Annotated in this window: 17 protein-coding genes; 6 read left to right on the top strand and 11 right to left on the bottom strand. The window is 55.6% G+C overall.

All coding sequences use genetic code 11. The features are described 5' to 3' along the window. Nucleotides 1–22: 22 nt before the first annotated feature. The 3 genes from ACFQ14_RS00430 to ACFQ14_RS00440 form a co-directional block, all read right to left on the bottom strand. Nucleotides 23–292, bottom strand: coding sequence for a TIGR03643 family protein (locus ACFQ14_RS00430; protein WP_377210724.1), 270 nt, complete (start codon nucleotides 290–292; stop codon nucleotides 23–25). Nucleotides 293–407: 115 nt separating this feature from the next. After that, on the bottom strand, nucleotides 408–1,928 hold the full coding sequence (locus ACFQ14_RS00435) for a malonate--CoA ligase (protein ID WP_377210725.1): 1,521 nt from the start codon (nucleotides 1,926–1,928) through the stop codon (nucleotides 408–410). Between the two features lie 82 nt (nucleotides 1,929–2,010). Continuing rightward, nucleotides 2,011–2,397 carry a YciI family protein gene (locus ACFQ14_RS00440; RefSeq protein WP_377210726.1) on the bottom strand — a complete coding sequence of 129 codons (387 nt, stop codon included), beginning with the start codon at nucleotides 2,395–2,397 and terminating at the stop codon, nucleotides 2,011–2,013. Between the two features lie 137 nt (nucleotides 2,398–2,534). Between ACFQ14_RS00440 and ACFQ14_RS00445 the strand changes: the two genes are divergently transcribed. From ACFQ14_RS00445 to ACFQ14_RS00470, 6 genes are read left to right on the top strand one after another with little or no spacing between them, the layout of a single operon-like run. Beyond that, nucleotides 2,535–3,191, top strand: coding sequence for a malonic semialdehyde reductase (locus tag ACFQ14_RS00445; protein ID WP_377210727.1), 657 nt, complete (start codon nucleotides 2,535–2,537; stop codon nucleotides 3,189–3,191). 35 nt (nucleotides 3,192–3,226) lie between these two features. Further along, nucleotides 3,227–3,676 (top strand): OsmC family protein, encoded by a 450-nt coding sequence (locus ACFQ14_RS00450; RefSeq protein ID WP_377210728.1) that lies wholly within the window; start codon nucleotides 3,227–3,229, stop codon nucleotides 3,674–3,676. A 36-nt stretch (nucleotides 3,677–3,712) separates the two neighbouring features. Beyond that, nucleotides 3,713–4,813, top strand: a complete 1,101-nt coding sequence (locus tag ACFQ14_RS00455; protein WP_377210729.1) for a C4-dicarboxylate TRAP transporter substrate-binding protein — start codon at nucleotides 3,713–3,715, stop codon at nucleotides 4,811–4,813. A 26-nt stretch (nucleotides 4,814–4,839) separates the two neighbouring features. Then, nucleotides 4,840–5,460 carry a TRAP transporter small permease subunit gene (locus tag ACFQ14_RS00460; RefSeq protein WP_377210730.1) on the top strand — a complete coding sequence of 207 codons (621 nt, stop codon included), beginning with the start codon at nucleotides 4,840–4,842 and terminating at the stop codon, nucleotides 5,458–5,460. Next, nucleotides 5,457–6,767, top strand: a complete 1,311-nt coding sequence (locus tag ACFQ14_RS00465) for a TRAP transporter large permease (protein ID WP_377210731.1) — start codon at nucleotides 5,457–5,459, stop codon at nucleotides 6,765–6,767. The genes ACFQ14_RS00460 and ACFQ14_RS00465 overlap by 4 nt, the downstream gene beginning before the upstream one ends. 21 nt (nucleotides 6,768–6,788) lie before the next feature. Then, nucleotides 6,789–7,664 carry a dioxygenase family protein gene (locus tag ACFQ14_RS00470; RefSeq protein ID WP_377210732.1) on the top strand — a complete coding sequence of 292 codons (876 nt, stop codon included), beginning with the start codon at nucleotides 6,789–6,791 and terminating at the stop codon, nucleotides 7,662–7,664. On the opposite strand, the gene ACFQ14_RS00475 is transcribed toward ACFQ14_RS00470, so the two are convergent. The 8 genes from ACFQ14_RS00475 to ACFQ14_RS00510 all read right to left on the bottom strand — a co-directional run bounded on the left by ACFQ14_RS00475 (nucleotide 7,661) and on the right by ACFQ14_RS00510 (nucleotide 15,444). Next, a complete protein-coding gene (locus ACFQ14_RS00475) occupies nucleotides 7,661–8,389 on the bottom strand; it encodes a GntR family transcriptional regulator (RefSeq protein WP_377210733.1) in 729 nt (242 codons plus the stop codon). The two genes, ACFQ14_RS00470 and ACFQ14_RS00475, sit on opposite strands and share 4 nt — an antisense overlap. Before the next feature lie 120 nt (nucleotides 8,390–8,509). Beyond that, nucleotides 8,510–9,640, bottom strand: a complete 1,131-nt coding sequence (locus ACFQ14_RS00480; protein ID WP_377210734.1) for a mandelate racemase/muconate lactonizing enzyme family protein — start codon at nucleotides 9,638–9,640, stop codon at nucleotides 8,510–8,512. 88 nt (nucleotides 9,641–9,728) lie between these two features. After that, nucleotides 9,729–10,712, bottom strand: a complete 984-nt coding sequence (locus tag ACFQ14_RS00485; RefSeq protein WP_377210735.1) for a sensor histidine kinase — start codon at nucleotides 10,710–10,712, stop codon at nucleotides 9,729–9,731. After that, the gene (locus tag ACFQ14_RS00490) at nucleotides 10,709–11,398 is read right to left on the bottom strand and encodes a response regulator (protein WP_377210736.1); all 690 of its coding nucleotides are present in this window, start codon (nucleotides 11,396–11,398) and stop codon (nucleotides 10,709–10,711) included. Before ACFQ14_RS00490 ends, ACFQ14_RS00485 begins: the two co-directional genes overlap by 4 nt. A gap of 2 nt (nucleotides 11,399–11,400) precedes the next feature. Next, complete coding sequence (locus ACFQ14_RS00495) at nucleotides 11,401–12,945, bottom strand: DUF4153 domain-containing protein (protein WP_377210737.1); 1,545 nt, start codon at nucleotides 12,943–12,945, stop codon at nucleotides 11,401–11,403. A gap of 234 nt (nucleotides 12,946–13,179) precedes the next feature. Next, a complete protein-coding gene (locus ACFQ14_RS00500) occupies nucleotides 13,180–13,680 on the bottom strand; it encodes an OsmC-related (seleno)protein (protein WP_377210738.1) in 501 nt (166 codons plus the stop codon). Between the two features lie 21 nt (nucleotides 13,681–13,701). Next, nucleotides 13,702–14,640, bottom strand: coding sequence for a BKACE family enzyme (locus ACFQ14_RS00505; RefSeq protein WP_377210739.1), 939 nt, complete (start codon nucleotides 14,638–14,640; stop codon nucleotides 13,702–13,704). 27 nt (nucleotides 14,641–14,667) lie between these two features. After that, nucleotides 14,668–15,444, bottom strand: coding sequence for a cyclase family protein (locus tag ACFQ14_RS00510; protein ID WP_377210740.1), 777 nt, complete (start codon nucleotides 15,442–15,444; stop codon nucleotides 14,668–14,670). Nucleotides 15,445–15,450: the final 6 nt, after the last annotated feature.

Here is a 15,450-nt window from a genome sequence, read left to right on the forward strand (position 1 = left end):
CGTGAGTTATTGCGCATTCAACTTATGCGCTCCCGTCAATCTTCGCTGAATGCTTGGCCGCTCTGCCTGAGACCCTTTTGCGCCATAGGCGGAAGCTCTTTGGTTTAAGGGATTGGCGCATGAGTTTGATGACTTCGTTTTCGTTCAAGCCTGTCTGGGCTTTGATGCTGTCGAAGGTTGTGTCGTCGCACCATGCTAGTTCGATGATTTCACTGTCTGTCGGTTTGGATGCATCCGGATGATTGGCTGTGTGAGGGTTGGGCCAATCTTCGGGAAAGCTGCGGGTGGTCATGCGGTTTGGCCCTTGGGGATAACTGATCCCCAGAGTGCACCCAATAGTGGTGGTTGTGAAACCTGCGAAGTGTCACATTACCTGTGGGAGCGCTCGGCTTGTTGTCATTGCGGCACTACGCGTTGAACACGCCCTTCAAATTTTCGCGCAGCACGTTTTTTTGGACTTTGCCCATCGTGTTGCGGGGAAGTTCTTTGAGAACTTCGATGTGCTTGGGTTGTTTGAAACGGGCGATTTGCGACTTGATCGTTTCTAACGTTTTAGCCGGATCAAAGTCTGGGTCTGACGGCACGATGACGGCCACAACGCCTTCGCCAAAGTCCGGATGGGCCACACCGATAACGGCGGATTCCAGAACGCCGGGTTGGTCGTCCAGCAGCAGTTCGATTTCTTTTGGATATATGTTGTAGCCGCCGGAAATGATCAGGTCTTTGGCGCGGCCAACGATGTGGACGTAGTTTTCCTTGTCGATTTTGCCGAGATCGCCAGTGATGAAAAAGCCGTCCTTGCGAAACTCTTCAGCAGTCTTTTCCGGCATGTTCCAGTAGCCCGAAAAGACGTTCGGTCCCTTCACCTCGATTACGCCGACTTCGCCTTGGGGGAGTTCTTGCCCTGTATCAGGATCAGCGATGCGCAATTGCGTGCCGGGCAGAGGAAAACCCACCGTGCCCGCGCGCCGTTCGCCATCATAGGGATTTGACGTGTTCATGTTGGTTTCGGTCATGCCATAGCGTTCGAGAATCCGCATGCCCGTGCGTTGCTCGAATTGGACATGGGTTTCGGCCAAAAGAGGAGCGCTGCCGGAGACGAACAGGCGGATGTGGGAGACGAGATCTGCGGAGAAACGATCGTCGTTCAACAGGCGGGTGTAGAATGTCGGCACGCCCATCATGGACGTTGCGGCGGGCAGGGCGTCTATCACGTCGTCGTTGTTGAAGGCAGGCAGGAAAATGAGGGACGCGCCGGAGCACATCACCACGTTCAGTGCGACGAACAGGCCGTGGGTGTGGAAGATCGGTAGCGCGTGCAGCAGCACATCATCGGATGTGAAACGCCAAAAATCGGTGAGCGCGCGCGCGTTTGAGAGTAGGTTGTCATGGCTCAACATAGCGCCTTTAGAGCGACCCGTCGTACCTGATGTGTAGAGAATTGCGGCGAGGTCATCGGGTCCGCAGGCCGCGTTTTCAAAGGTTGGCTGCATGGTTTGTGCGAGTGCGAAAAACGAGCCACTGTCTTTGCTTTCACCGGGAACGCCAAGAGTTTCCAGACGCGAGCCGCATTCCTCCGCAATGGGCTTAAGCGCTTCGCTTGATGCAGGATCACAAATGAAGAGCTTTGCGCTGGCATCATCAAGAAAGTAGCGCACCTCTTGTGCGGTATACGCGGTGTTGAGGGGAAGAAAGACTGCGCCCATGCGCGCGCAGGCGATGTAAAGCATGGCTGCTTCGACTGATTTAGGCGCTTGCACTGCGACGCGGTCGCCTTTTGCAACGCCGCAATTGACCAACGCATTTGCCAGCTGAGCCGACAGCTCAAAAATCGAACGATAGGAGTATGCGGTACCATTTTTCAGCTTGGCGAAAGTGGCGAGCGGGTCGGCATTTGCCAGCAAACCGTCGATGAGGTGATTGCTCATGTGAGAAGACCTAGCAGGGGGAGGCTGATAGCATAAATCGCAAGGTGGTTGATGGGGTGTTCGGCATCTTGATTGAAACCGTTTAACCCATCGTCACCTTTTGGCCAGACAGCGCGATTGAAAACTGCAAAGAGCCTTCGTTCACCAGCCATTTGCGGATTTTATAGGTCCGCATGTTTTGCGCATGCATGGGGTCTGCGTCAGCAATCGCCTTTGCCTCGTCCAGATTAGCCGCGCGGTAGACGATCATGCCAGTGCCCTGCATCAGTTCGCCGGTATCGTCTGATAACGGCCCGGCAAGGAAAAGATTGCCCGCGGCTTCGACCTGTTTTTGATAGTCGAGATGGGCTGGCAAAACAGCCTGCATTTGCTCTGCCGGAGCGCTGGCGGTGGATTCGACCACGAACAATTCCATAGCAAGCGAGCCTCTGCTCTTTGAGGCTGCTTTGTATTCTTCCCAGCTTGGCATCGGCGATGTCTCTCGGTGTTTATGAGGCTTCAGACTAGACCAAGGCACATCAAAAGAAAATATCGATATAAATTGACCAATCCTGCCTAATCTGGGTATTTTAAGCTCTCGATAGGGCGAATAAGCGTGGTCGCAGCATGAGTGATATGGCTTTGGATGGTCAGCGCGTTTCCGCTCAAGACGATATCCGCGCTTTGCGTGATCAAATCAGCGCCCTCGACCAGCCTGCTCTCGATCTTATTTTGACCCGCGCCCGCTCGCACTATGCGTGGCAGGATAAGCCTGTCACCGACGCGCAAATTCACCGCATGTATGACATTGTGAAAATGGGTTCGACGAGCATGAACACGTGCCCTGCGCGGTTCATTTGGGTGAAGAGCCAAGAGGGGCGAGAGCGGCTGGCGAAGTCCCTTAAGCCCGCCAATGTTCCCAAGGTTATGGGTGCACCGCTGACCTGTATCATCGCTTGGGATACGGAATTTTGGCACCATCTGCCAAAGCTATTTCCCCACGACGACCGCCGCCCGCTGTTTGATGGCAATGAAGCTTATTGCCACGACACGGCCTATCGCAATTCCACGCTTCAGGGCGCTTATCTGATGATTGCTGCCCGCGCCATTGGTTTGGACATCGGTGCCATGTCCGGCTTTTCCAACAAGATAGTGGACGAGGAATTTTTCGCTGGGACAACGCTGAAATCGAACTTTCTGCTCAATATTGGCTATGCCGATGAGACAGCTCTTTTCCAGCGACTGCCGCGTTTTGACTTTAACGAAGTGTGCAGCTTCGCATGATCGCGCGGGAGAGTTGCTGAGCCATGGAAGTTAGAATGAAAACTGCCGTTAAGCTGCGTGTTCAGGGCGAATGTCCATCGCACTCGCTGTCGGAGATCACGGTACGCGATACGGGGTTGAAGATTGACGAGCCAGTTGAACGCGGTGGCACCAATTTGGGACCAACACCGACGGACACGGCGCTGGCCGCGCTTATCGGTTGTACGAATGTGATCGGTCACAAATGTGCGGCTTCGCTCGGGTTAGATATAGGCAAGCTGGACATTTCAGCCGTCTGCGACTTCGACCGTCGTGGCGTGACGCTGGAGGAAGAGATTGACGTGCCGTTTCAACGCATCGCGCTGAAAGTGATCACATCCAACGCTGTCAGCGATACCGATTTAGTGCGGCTTGCGGCTGAGGTTGCAAAGTTCTGCCCATTGGCCAAGCTGTTTCGACAAGCCGGGACGATTATCGACGAGGAGTGGGTTTCCGCTTCTGCCTGAACGACCAACAAGTTCCGATTTATCTGGGAGGATACAATGTCTGCATTCATGAAACTCACCCGCCGCGCTGTAATGGCGCTTGCGCTCTCCACTGCTGCAGTTGTTGGCATGGGCAGCGCGCCATCTAGCGCGCAGGAAACGATCAACATGATCGCCATTGATGGCTATCCTGATCGCTCCATGTGGGTGAAGGAGTTTTCCGGTTTTTTCATTCCGCGTGTGAATGAAGAGCTGGCAAAAAGCGGCAAATTCAAAATCAATTGGCAAGAGTCCTATGGCGGTTCCATCGTCAAACCCCGCGGCGTGCTGGAAGGCATCAAGCTGGGCCTTGGCGATATCGGCATCGTGACAACGATCTTCCACAATTCCGCGCTGCCCAGCCAAGGCATTTCGGCGGTCACTCCATTCATCGCGTCAGACGCCCGCGCGGTTGCCAAAGCGGTGGATGAAATCGCAAAAGAGTTTCCCTCAATCAATGCGGAGTTTGACGCGGAAAATCAGGTCTATCTGGCAACTGGCGTGGTGCTCGATACTTACCAGATGTTCTGCAAAGATCCGATTGCGGGCCTCTCTGATATGGAAGGTAAGAAGGTTGCGGGCGCGGGCTATAATCTGCGCTATTTGGAAGGTATTGAGGGCGCAGCCGGTGTGCGCGGCGGATTGCCGAACTTCTATAACATGCTGCAAACCGGCGTTGTGGAATGTGCGATGCTTTGGCCGGAAGCCGCCAAGACATTCAAGATCGCAGAAGTTGCTCCCTACATGCTGAAGGCTGATTTAGGCGCGGTTAATTCCAAGACCGTGACCGTCAACAAGGACGTTTGGGCCAAGCTGCCGGATGAAGTGAAAGAAGTGCTCCAAAAAGTGGCCGTTGAATACCGCGATCACGTTGCAGGCATTGCAATGGATCGTGCGGGTGAATCGCTGGAAGCCTATAAGGCCGGTGGCGGAAAAGTTGTCGAAATGGACGCCGCGTCCCGCAAGGCCTGGGCCGATGGCATGCCGAATATCGCGGTCGAATGGGCCAAGGCGTTGGACAAAAAGGGCGCCCCCGGCTCGGCAATGCTGAAAGCTTATGAAGATAAACTCAAAGCGGCTGGCTTTACGCCGGTGCGCGATTGGGCGGCTGAGCTTTAGTCGGCCAAGCGGCGAGGCTTATCGTCATGCGGGCGCAAATCCGCCGCCTCTACACGCCGTTCACCGGCGTTGCCATCGTTGCCAACACGATCGGCACGCTGGTGATCTTCGCGCTTGTTTTGATTATGAACATCGACGTCATTGCGCGCGGGCTATTCAACGCTCCGCTGCGTGGTGTCGTCGAGGTTGTGATCTTCTCGCTCATTCTGATCGTCTTCCTTCAATTGCCGGATGTGGTGCGCAGCAATCGGCTGACGCGTTCTGACGGTTTTCTTGTGCTGGCAGAGACCAACTTTCCGCGCATTGGTAGCTGGTTGTCACGGGCGATTGATCTGGCTGCCTGCATTTTCATGGCTTTGATCGCTTGGACTATCTGGCCGGAGGCGATTGAATCGATCGAGACCTGCGGCTTTATCAGCGGGCCAGAATTTGGTGGGCAGGTTGATGGCGGATTGTTCGCCCGCATCGCTGCCGCCTTTGGGCGTTGCGAATACTTCGGGACACCGGGCATTTTTACGGCTCCGTGGTGGCCAGCCAAAATGTCCATCGCGTTCAGTGTGACGCTTTGTGCCATCATCTTTTTGTTCAAGACCATCCTGGGAAACCGCAATCCGGCGCTCGTTGATGATGGGGAGAGCCCGGTATGACCCCTGTCGAAATCGGCACGCTGTCGGTCATCGCAATTGTGACGATGGTTTATCTGGGAATGTATATTCCCATCGCGCTTGGGCTGGTGTCTTTCGTCTCAATATGGGTGATTTCTGGCAAGCCGATCTTGGCATTCAATTTTCTGAAAGTTGCGGTCAGTGATGGGGTGACGGAATATTCGTTCGCTACGATTCCGCTGTTCACAGTTATGGGGCTGCTCGTCTCGCGAGCGGGGTTGGGGAGTGATATCTACACCGTGCTGAACCGCGCCTTCCGCCGCTTGCTGGGCGGCATCGGCATGGCGACGGTGGGGGCAAACGCGGTGTTTGCGGCGGTGACGGGATCGTCCATCGCCTCGGCCTCGGTCTTTACCAAGATCGCTGTGCCGGAAATGCGCAACCTGAACTACAACAAGCGCTTTGCGGTTGGTGTGGTGGCGGGCTCATCCGTGCTGGGCATGATCATTCCGCCAAGCGCGATGCTTATCATTTACTCTTTCGTTTCCGAAACTTCGGTGGGCGATATGTTTCTGGCTGGCATCGTGCCGGGTTTGATTTTGACTGCGGCATATATCGCTTGGATTCTTTTCGCGGGGAAAATGTTTCCCTCCTATTTGGGCGAAGGCATCAACGATGCAGAAGACATTCCGCTGACCACCTATGAACTGCTCGACAAGACTGTTCCGATCACCGCGCTGATCGCGATTGTGCTTGGAGGCATTTATACAGGTTGGCTGACGCCCGTTGAAGCTGGTGCGGCTGGTGCGCTGGCTGCATTGGTTATTGCTCTCATTCGCCGGACGATCACGTGGCGTGAATTGTGGGAGACCGCCATCGAGACGGGCCACATCACGGCGTCGATCCTGTTTCTTATCGCGATGGCTTCGCTCTACAGCCGCATGCTCGGTTATGCGGGTCTGCCAAACGAATTGAACAATGCGTTGCAGACTTATCAATTCGGGTTTGTGGAAGTGATGATCATATACGTCATTCTGATGCTGTTTCTTGGTACCATTCTAGACACCGCCTCGATCATTCTGATCGTGGTGCCGTTGTTCATCACGCTGGTGGAATCCATGGGCATGAGCATCGTGTGGTTCGGCATCATCACGGTGATTGGCGCTGAGATCGGCTTGCTGACCCCACCGCTTGGCATATCTTGTTTTGTCATAAAGACCAGTTTGAACGACCCGACGATTTCGCTGAAAGACGTGTTCTTTGGCGCATTTCCGTTCGCGGTTATCATGCTGCTGGTTTTGATTTTGTTGATCGCTTACCCCGTGCTGTCGATAGGCATTTTGGGCTAAGCAGAGTTTTGGAGACGCACCATGCGTACAGTTACCACGGATACGATCACCCAGGCTTTCATCGACTATATCGGGGCGGAGACTGATGAGCGTGTGCGGTTTGTGGTGACAAAGCTGGTGGAACATATCCACGATTTCGCCCGGGAGACGAACCTGACCCACGATGAATGGCGCAAGGGTTTGGAACTGCTTTATGCGGCGGGTGAAATTTCAACGCCGGAACGCAATGAGTTTGTTTTGTTCTCCGATGTCTTGGGGCTTTCTTCGATTGTCGACATGATCAATTCGCCCGACACAGGCACACCGTCGAGCGTGCTCGGTCCATTCCACGTTTTAGGAGCGCCAGATTTGCCCGTTGGGGGCGACATGAAGCGCGATAACGACGGCGACCTCATCGTCGTTGGTGGCACTGTCACATCAACAGACGGCAAGCCAATCGAAGGAGCTGTGTTGGAGATCTGGCAGACGGCGGATAACGGGCTTTATTCTGGCCAGGACGAAGATCAGCCGGAATACAATCTGCGCGCCCGCATGACGACTGGCGCGGACGGTCGGTATCTGTTTTCAACCGTGCGCCCTGCGCCTTACACTGTGCCGGAAGACGGGCCCGTTGGTGAATTGCTGCGCGCGACAGGCCGTCATCCGTGGCGGCCATCGCACCTGCATTTCATTGCAGTCGCCGAGGGCTATCGCCAATTGGTGACGGAGGTCTTCCCCAGCGACGACCAATATCTCGATGAAGATGCGGTCTTCGGTGTGCGTGAAAAGCTGGTGATGGACTACGAAGAGCGCACCCGAACGGATGACCTGCCGGATGATCTGGAAATCAAGGATCGCATCGACGGGCCTTACTACAAGGTCGATTTTGACTTCGTTCTGGCACCGCTAGAGGCTTAGTCCTCCGCCAATTGCTGCGCGAGGAAGCCGCTGGTCTTTTGATAGTGATTGACCAGCAATCGCACCGCCTTGTCAGCATCGCGGGCTAAAACCGCGTCAGCAATGGCGTTGTGTTCGGCTGCGATATCCCGCGACGGATAGGCAGATTTGCCGGATAATTGCCGATAACGTATGTTTTGATCGTAAAGCTGGTCGCAGAATTTTCGCATCATGGACGAGCCGCATTCAGCCAGCAGTGTCATATGGAAATGTTTGTGCGCGGTTTCCCACTCGCTGTTGTCGATGAAAACTTCGCTCGATTGTGAACGGGGAATGCGCGAAAGACGATAATTGGCCAGCACCACGCTTTCCTCCCACGTTTGCGAACCATTCTGGATGGATTCCCGCAAGGCAACTGCTTCCAGCCAACAGCGTGTCTTTAGCAGTTCAGCGAATTCCGTTTCACTGACGGACGAGACGCGAAAGCCGCGCTGGTCTATGCGCTCCACCAGATGATCGGATGTCAGCAGGCTTAGCGCCTCGCGGATCGGGCTGGTGCCAGCGTCGTACTGGCGTCGCAGTTCTTCGATCTTCAGCTTGCTGCCAGCTTTTAACTTGCCAGAAATGATGTCGTGTTTGAGTATTGTGTAGGCTCGGCTGGTCATCGATTCAGGGCTTTGGGAAGCGCTTAAATCTTCGGGTTGATCATCTTTGATCAGCTTCAACTTTGCCGGTGACTTGCTCACAAGAGGATCCCGTTTCTATTGGCTTTTCGCTTCAACAAGCGATGCTGTCCGCTGGCCAGAGCCTGATTATGATATATAGATATTTTTGAGTTTCCGCAAAATATGTCGGTTTTTTATAGTCTATGCGCGAAATGCTTCCAGTGTTTCACGGTTGATCTCGATTCCAAGTCCGGGTCCATCGGGAACGGCCACGCGGCCCTTTTTGTGCTTAATGGGTTCGTGTAGCACGGCCATGCGGTATGCGTGTGGGGTGCGGTCGAATTCCAGCCACGGGTCGCGCACCGTGTGCCGTCCCGGTTGGGGTGGGATTGTAGCCAGCATGTGGAGCGAGGCGGCCACGGCGATGCCGGTGCCCCAGACATGCGGCACGACACGGATACCTGCGGTTTCCGCCTGTGCGATAATCTTCCGCATTTCAGTTATGCCGCCGCATCCGGCAACGTCCGGCTGGAGAATATCAACAGCCTCCATCTCTATCGCCTGTTTGTGCGCCAAGCGCCCGTGCCACGTCTCGCCACCGGCGACGGGAATTGGCTGACCTGCGCGAACGCGGCAATAGGCTTCCAGATGTTCCGGCACAACGGGTTCCTCAAACCAGTCGATGCGGCAATCTGCAACGCGGTTACCCAGTTCGATGGCCTCAATCGCGTCATAGCCATGGTTGGCATCAATCATCAAATGAGCGTCGCCAATGGCGTCGCGCACAGCGCGGATCACGGCCTCGTCTTCATCTGTTCCAAAGCCAATTTTGATTTTTGTCGCGGCGAAGCCTTCGGCGACATAGCTCGCGGTTTCTTCAACCAGCTTTTGCAATCGGTCGCGCCCGTGCGGGCGGAAGCCGCCTGTCGCGTATGCTGGAACATCTGTCCTGTGCGCACCGCCGAGCAAAACGTGAACGGGTACGCCGAAATGCTTCCCTGCCAAATCCCACAGTGCGATGTCTATGCCGGATTGCGCGGTCATCGTGGCTCCGCGCTGACCCTGATCGCGCCACTGGCTGTAAAGGTCAAACCAGATCGGTTCGATGTCCAGTGCGCTTCGTCCTATCAGGGCTGGAGCCATCGCTTCGACGATTGCCGCGTTCACCTTGTTTGGTCCCAGACATTCGCCCCAGCCGATCAGGCCGCTATCAGTTTCGATTTCTACCAGACAGGCAGCGCGTTCTTTGAACGTTGAAAAGGAGCTATCGAAGCGTTCGTTGCCTTCAAGCGTCTGGCTCAAGCAATGGGTTTTGATGTTGGTGATGCGCATAGGGTGTTGCTGGATGGTTGGATACGGACATTAGAATGTCGCGCTGTTGCAGCTTGCGGTCAACGAATGATTGGAGAAATTGAGCCACTCAAAGCGGCAGCCGCATTTCAAACTTCCAGCCTTGCACGTCACTCAATCGCAAATCTGCACCGTGGTTTTTTAGCATTGTTCTGGCGATGCCAAGCCCCATGCCCGTGCCGCCTAGCGCTTGTTTGGTTGTGAAAAACTGATCGAACAGATTTGCGCGGGCATCGTCCGGGATTGGTGAGCCATCATCTCCGATAAGCAGGCTACCCTCACGTGCGGAAACCTTGAACATGGAAGCGCCGCTTTGGGCGGCGTTGTCTGTTAGTTGTCTGAAAACGATCAGAGCGTTTTCCTGGGATATGGCGATTGTTGGCTCGCCCACCCCGTCGCTCTCTAGTTCAATCTCTGCTTCTCGCGCGGCTTGCTGAAGCACGGTGAGCAGATTGCAGGGTTCGCCGGCCTGGACGGCATCGGCACGGGCGAGATCGCGCAGTCGCGACGACAATGTGTTGAGGCGGGTGGCGTCAGTGATGATGTTGGTGAGAAAACGCTCCCGCTCGCTCTTTTTCATGGCGCTATCCTTCATCAGCTCGGCGGCGCCGATGATGCTGGTGAGCGGGGTTTTGAATTCATGGCTGAGATGCGTGGTGAAGAGGGTGAGATAGTTGGAGCGGTCTGACAGGCGTTGCGCCAGTGTGAAGAATCGCTGCGCCAGCGTGGCCGTTTCCCGGGTTCCGTTGTGCGTTAGCGGGCGGTAGGCATCGTCTGCGCCCTTGTCGATTTCGCTGGTTCGCTCAATCAGCTCCTGTGTCGGGCCAACCAGTGTGCGCACGAAGACCGCGCCAACAATGGCGGCCATTGTCAGGCTGCCTGCTGCCAGCCCCAACAAGCCAGCGGCGCTGCGCAGCCGGAATTGAACGTCAAACCAGCTTTCAAAAGCGATGATCAATGCGAGCCCGACGAGCGGTAGAAGCGCAACCAGCATTAGCACGCCGAATACGACCATCCACAGGGCTGGACGCCATTTTTGCTGCGGTGCACTCAAGCCTTGCCCTCGCATCGGTCCAGCTGAAAGCCTACGCCGTGGACAGTTCGCACGGCATCAGCGCACCCGGCGTCGCGCAATTTGTTGCGCAGGTTGCGCACGTGACTGTCGATGGTGCGGTCGGAAACATGGATGTTGTCGGGCCAGACTTGGTCCAGCAATTGAGCGCGGTTGTAGACTGCGCCGGGACGGGAGAGGAGCAGGGCCAGCATATCAAATTCCGTGCTGGTCAGTGTGACTGCCGCGCCGCCCACGCGCACCGCGCGGCGCTCTCTGTCAACGGTGATGATGCCATGGCAAGCCGTGGCGTCCTGAGGTTCCGCAACCCGAGCGCGCTTCAGGATTGTGCCAATGCGGGCAACCAGTTCGCGGGGGCTGAATGGTTTGGTCACATAGTCATCGCCACCGATTTCCAAGCCCACGATACGATCCACCTCTTCGTCGCGTGCGGAGAGAAACAGGATGGGACAGTCCGATGTTTTGCGGATCGTGCGGCACACGTCCAACCCGTCCATAACGGGCATGCCGACGTCGAGGACGATTAAATCGGGCATCTTTTCGTTGAAAGCCTTCAACGCGGACGCGCCATCGGCGGCTCGTGAGGTTTGGTAGCCGGCGTTTTGCAGGGCGAACTCTATGACATCGGCAATGTGCGGTTCGTCGTCCGCAATGAGTATGTGTTTCATGGTCAGTTTGCCCAATTGGGTCTCGTCTCAAATTCGCGTGTTGGCATCGTGCTTTTTTCTGCCTCCAGATACCACTTCAAGCGCTGTGTGCGGAAGGACCAGCTTCGCCAATTCAAATCTTCAGGGTGAAGCATGTCGCGGCGCAAGTTGTATTCTACGGTGAGAATTCTTCGACGCTGTTCTGAGTTTAAGTTGGGCGAGGCTTTCGCTTCGACAACCGCCGGCAATGCGAACGCGCCCAGTTTGCGCAAATACCTTCGGTCCACCCTGCCGTTGGACTTTGATCCTTGGAGATGACGTTCCGATAGATTGTATCGTGCGATTGTGTCGGGAAAGTTGATCAGGCTGGTGCTGTAGAGCGTGACAACTAGCGCGAAAACGTTGGCTATTATGAGCCAGCCTGTGCTTCGACCCAGTGCAAAGCGCACAACGATGAGTACCAAACCTGCCATCACAAGCGCCATCCAGATCAATGCTGCGATGCGCCAATACGTAAGCCCGAAAACTGCAATATAGAGTTCCAGCCTGAACAGCGATGATGCGACCAGCATCAGGTTTTGTGCGACCCAAGCGAGCACGAGCCACTTGACCGTTTTGCTGCGCTCGCCGGGTCCGCCCGGACGCATGGCTGCGATGACAAACAGGGCTGCCAGCAGAGCGGCAAAAATCAAAGGATACGCACCGCGATAGGCGTAAGAGGCGTAAGACATGCCTTCCGGCAGAGCGAAGCCGCTCCAGAGATAGGTAACGTCCAGCAGCGTTTGTGCGGCGAAAACTGCGTTGAACAGAATCAGGCAACGTTGGAAAAATGCGGCATTGGTTTGAGCGGGCTTATCGCTCTCCTTAGCGAAGAACGAAAAAATAATCGCTGCGGACGCAAAGTAGCGTTTGAATGGCAGTTTGGGTTCGATAAATGGCCACGCAAACCATGCGAGTGCCGCCCAGAAGATAGTGCGTTCGCTGAAAATTATTTCGAGAAACGCGCCGATATCGAATGCTATAAGCCAGCCTTCCCACACCGGATTGGCGATGACGAACAGAGCGATAAAAACGGAAGCCATCGCCAGTGGGCCGAGCCAGACGAGAAGGACTTTGAGCGAGTTGGTGCTTTCACTGCCGGATTGTTTAAGCCGGGAGATGAGAAAGAAAATGCGTGCGGGAGCGCGCAGACAATTACTTGCAAATGCGTCCAAACGAGCCACCCAGGTTTGCGGGTTGTTTTCGCGCAAGATCATTGTCGCTGCGAACGTGCCGAGGATGGCTATCGCGTATGTGAGCGGATTTGCGGCCTCGAGAAGAGGGATTACGGCCACCGCGAAAGCGCCCAACGCCAAGAGTGATTTTTTGAGCAAAGCCTTGGGGCCTTGCAGGAAAATATGGAGGGCAATTACCGCGCCAAGAAAAAGGGCAAACGATAAGATGGGAGTTGAATGCCACAGCAGGAAATCGCCTGCCGCAAGGGCAATTGCCATTGCTGCGAGGGAGGGCCAGTTGGGCGCGAGTGCTCTGCTAGGGTTGCGTGCGATGGCTGTTGCTGTGTCGCTCATCGGGGGTGTCCTTTGGGTCATGAAAGTGCTTCACGACCGCATCCGGCTCTTTGGCCACGCGCGCCTCTAGCCACCAGCCGTCTTTGCGCAGACTGTCGGGAACCCTATCGGGGTGCGAAATTTGGATTGGATGCGATCTCATGACCGCCGTTTTGGCAAGCCAATTTGCAGCCTGTGTGGTAACGCTCAGGAGATGTTGCGCAAGGTTGTGCAGATTTTCAGCAGAAACTCGGCTTATACGTCGATCCAGCCGTCCGGTGTTTTCATGCGGTGGCGGATGGTGTTGGAGCGCCCGAGGGTTTGTTCCAAGAAGCATCCCTTTTTCGCCGCCTCTATGAGCGCGATGACTTTGGTGCGCTCATCATCGCTGTCGATCATCACGTCGATTTCAAAACTGTGTGGTGCCGTTTCGTAGATGCGGCCCTTGGCTTCCCAGTCCCACACAACGCGCGTTTCTACATTCAGGTCTTGTAGCGACACGTCCATGCGTTTCGCGAAAGCGCGGATTTGCGTCATGATGCAACCTGTTAGGCCTGCCACGAAAAGGGCGAGTGGGGGCGGGGCGGTTGCGTCGCCACCGTGGAATGAGCCTTCGTCTGTTGCAAGCTTGAACGGCCCTTCTTCAAAGGGCAGCTTCATCATCACTTCCAAGTCGTTGCGCATCTTGCCTGTGGCTTTGCCGTGGCAATCAAATTGCACCTGTGCCTTGGCGGGCAGTCCAGCATTGTCGCTCATCGGTTTGCCTTTCTGTAGGCGTTAGAATTTCACCATGTCGCCGCCCTTCAACTCCAGCACTTCGCGGGCTTCGGCTGGGGTGGCGATTTCGAGGCCAAGCTGTTCAAGAATGTCGCGTATTTTTCGCACTTGTTCGGCGTTGGAACCGGCAAGTTTGCCTTTGCCGATATAGAGCGAGTCTTCCAAACCAACCCGCACATTGCCGCCCATCATCGCGGCTTGGGTGACGAAGGGCATCTGGAAACGACCGGCGGCTAGGACCGACCAGACGTAGTCATCGCCGAACAGACGGTCGGCGGTTTGCTTCATGAACATGACGTTTTCCACGTCCGCACCAATGCCACCCAGAATTCCGAAGATGGATTGCACAAGGAAGGGCGGTTTCACCAAACCTTGATCGACGAAATGGGCGAGGTTGTAGAGGTGGCCGATATCGTAACATTCGTGTTCGAATTTTGTGCCGCAGCCTTCGCCGAGATGTCTCAGGATGTAGGCAATGTCGCGGAACGTGTTGCGGAAGATGAAGTCGTCGCTGGCTTCCAGAAACGGCTTTTCCCAATCGTGCTTCCAGTCTGTGTATTTCTTGGCGAGCGGGTGCAGCGCGAAATTCATTGACCCCATGTTGAGCGAGGTCATTTCCGGTTCGGCCATGATTGGGCCTGCGAGACGCTCCTCCACCGTCATGTTCAAGCCGCCGCCAGTGGTGATGTTCACGACCGCATCGGTGGATTGTTTTATGCGCGGCAGGAATTGCATGAACACGTTCGGGTCCGGCGTTGGCATGCCCGTCTCGGGGTCGCGAGCGTGCAAGTGGATGATGGACGCCCCAGCCTCTGCCGCTTCGATGGATTGGGTGGCGATCTCGTCGGGCGTGATCGGCAGAGCGTCCGACATGGTGGGCGTGTGGATGCCGCCGGTGACGGCGCAGGTGATGATGACTTTGTCCATTTTGCGGGCCATTGCTCGCCTCCTTATCTCGGTGTTGTTCTATTCGTTGAAGATCGCCACAGCGCGGGTAAAGCCGGCTGATGCGCCTTTGATTTTCCAAGGGAAGCAAGAAATTTCGAATCCGTTGGGGGGCAGGTCTTCGAGGTTTGCCAGTTTTTCGATGTGGCAATAGCCGATATCCATACCTGCGCGATGACCTTCCCAGATGATTGACGGATCGCCAGTCTTGGCAAATTCCTGCGCCGTGTAACCAAACGGCGCGTCCCACGACCAAGCGTCTGTGCCCGTTACACGCACGCCGCGCTCCAGCAGATAGAGCGTCGCTTCGCGGCCCATGCCGCAGCCTTTCATCAGGAAATCGTCGTGTCCGTAGCGTGCGCCAGCGGACGTGTTCACCACCACAATATCGAAGGGCTGCAAGTCGTGGCCGATGCGCTTCAGCTCGGCTTCGACGTCAGCGGCGGTGCATACATAGCCATCTTCCATATGACGGAAATCCAGTTTCACACCGGGATTGAAGCACCATTCCAGCGGCACCTCGTCGATGGTGATCGCGCGTTCACCGTTGTTCATCGTGGAATGGAAATGGTACGGCGCATCAAGATGTGTGCCGTTGTGGGTGGAGATTGTCAGTGTCTCGACAGCCCAGCCTTCGCCACCGGGCAGTTGATCGGTGGTCAAACCCGGAAAGAATTGCGTCACCTGCTCTGCCGATTGTTTGTGATCCACATAGTCGATCTTGGGCAGCATGGGTGGTGGGTCGGAGGCTATGTCAGCCTCCAGCGGGACGGATAGATCAACGATACGGCGTGGCATGGGAAC

Source organism: Pseudahrensia aquimaris, from assembly GCF_042676045.1.
GTDB classification, from domain to species: domain Bacteria; phylum Pseudomonadota; class Alphaproteobacteria; order Rhizobiales; family Rhizobiaceae; genus Pseudahrensia; species Pseudahrensia aquimaris.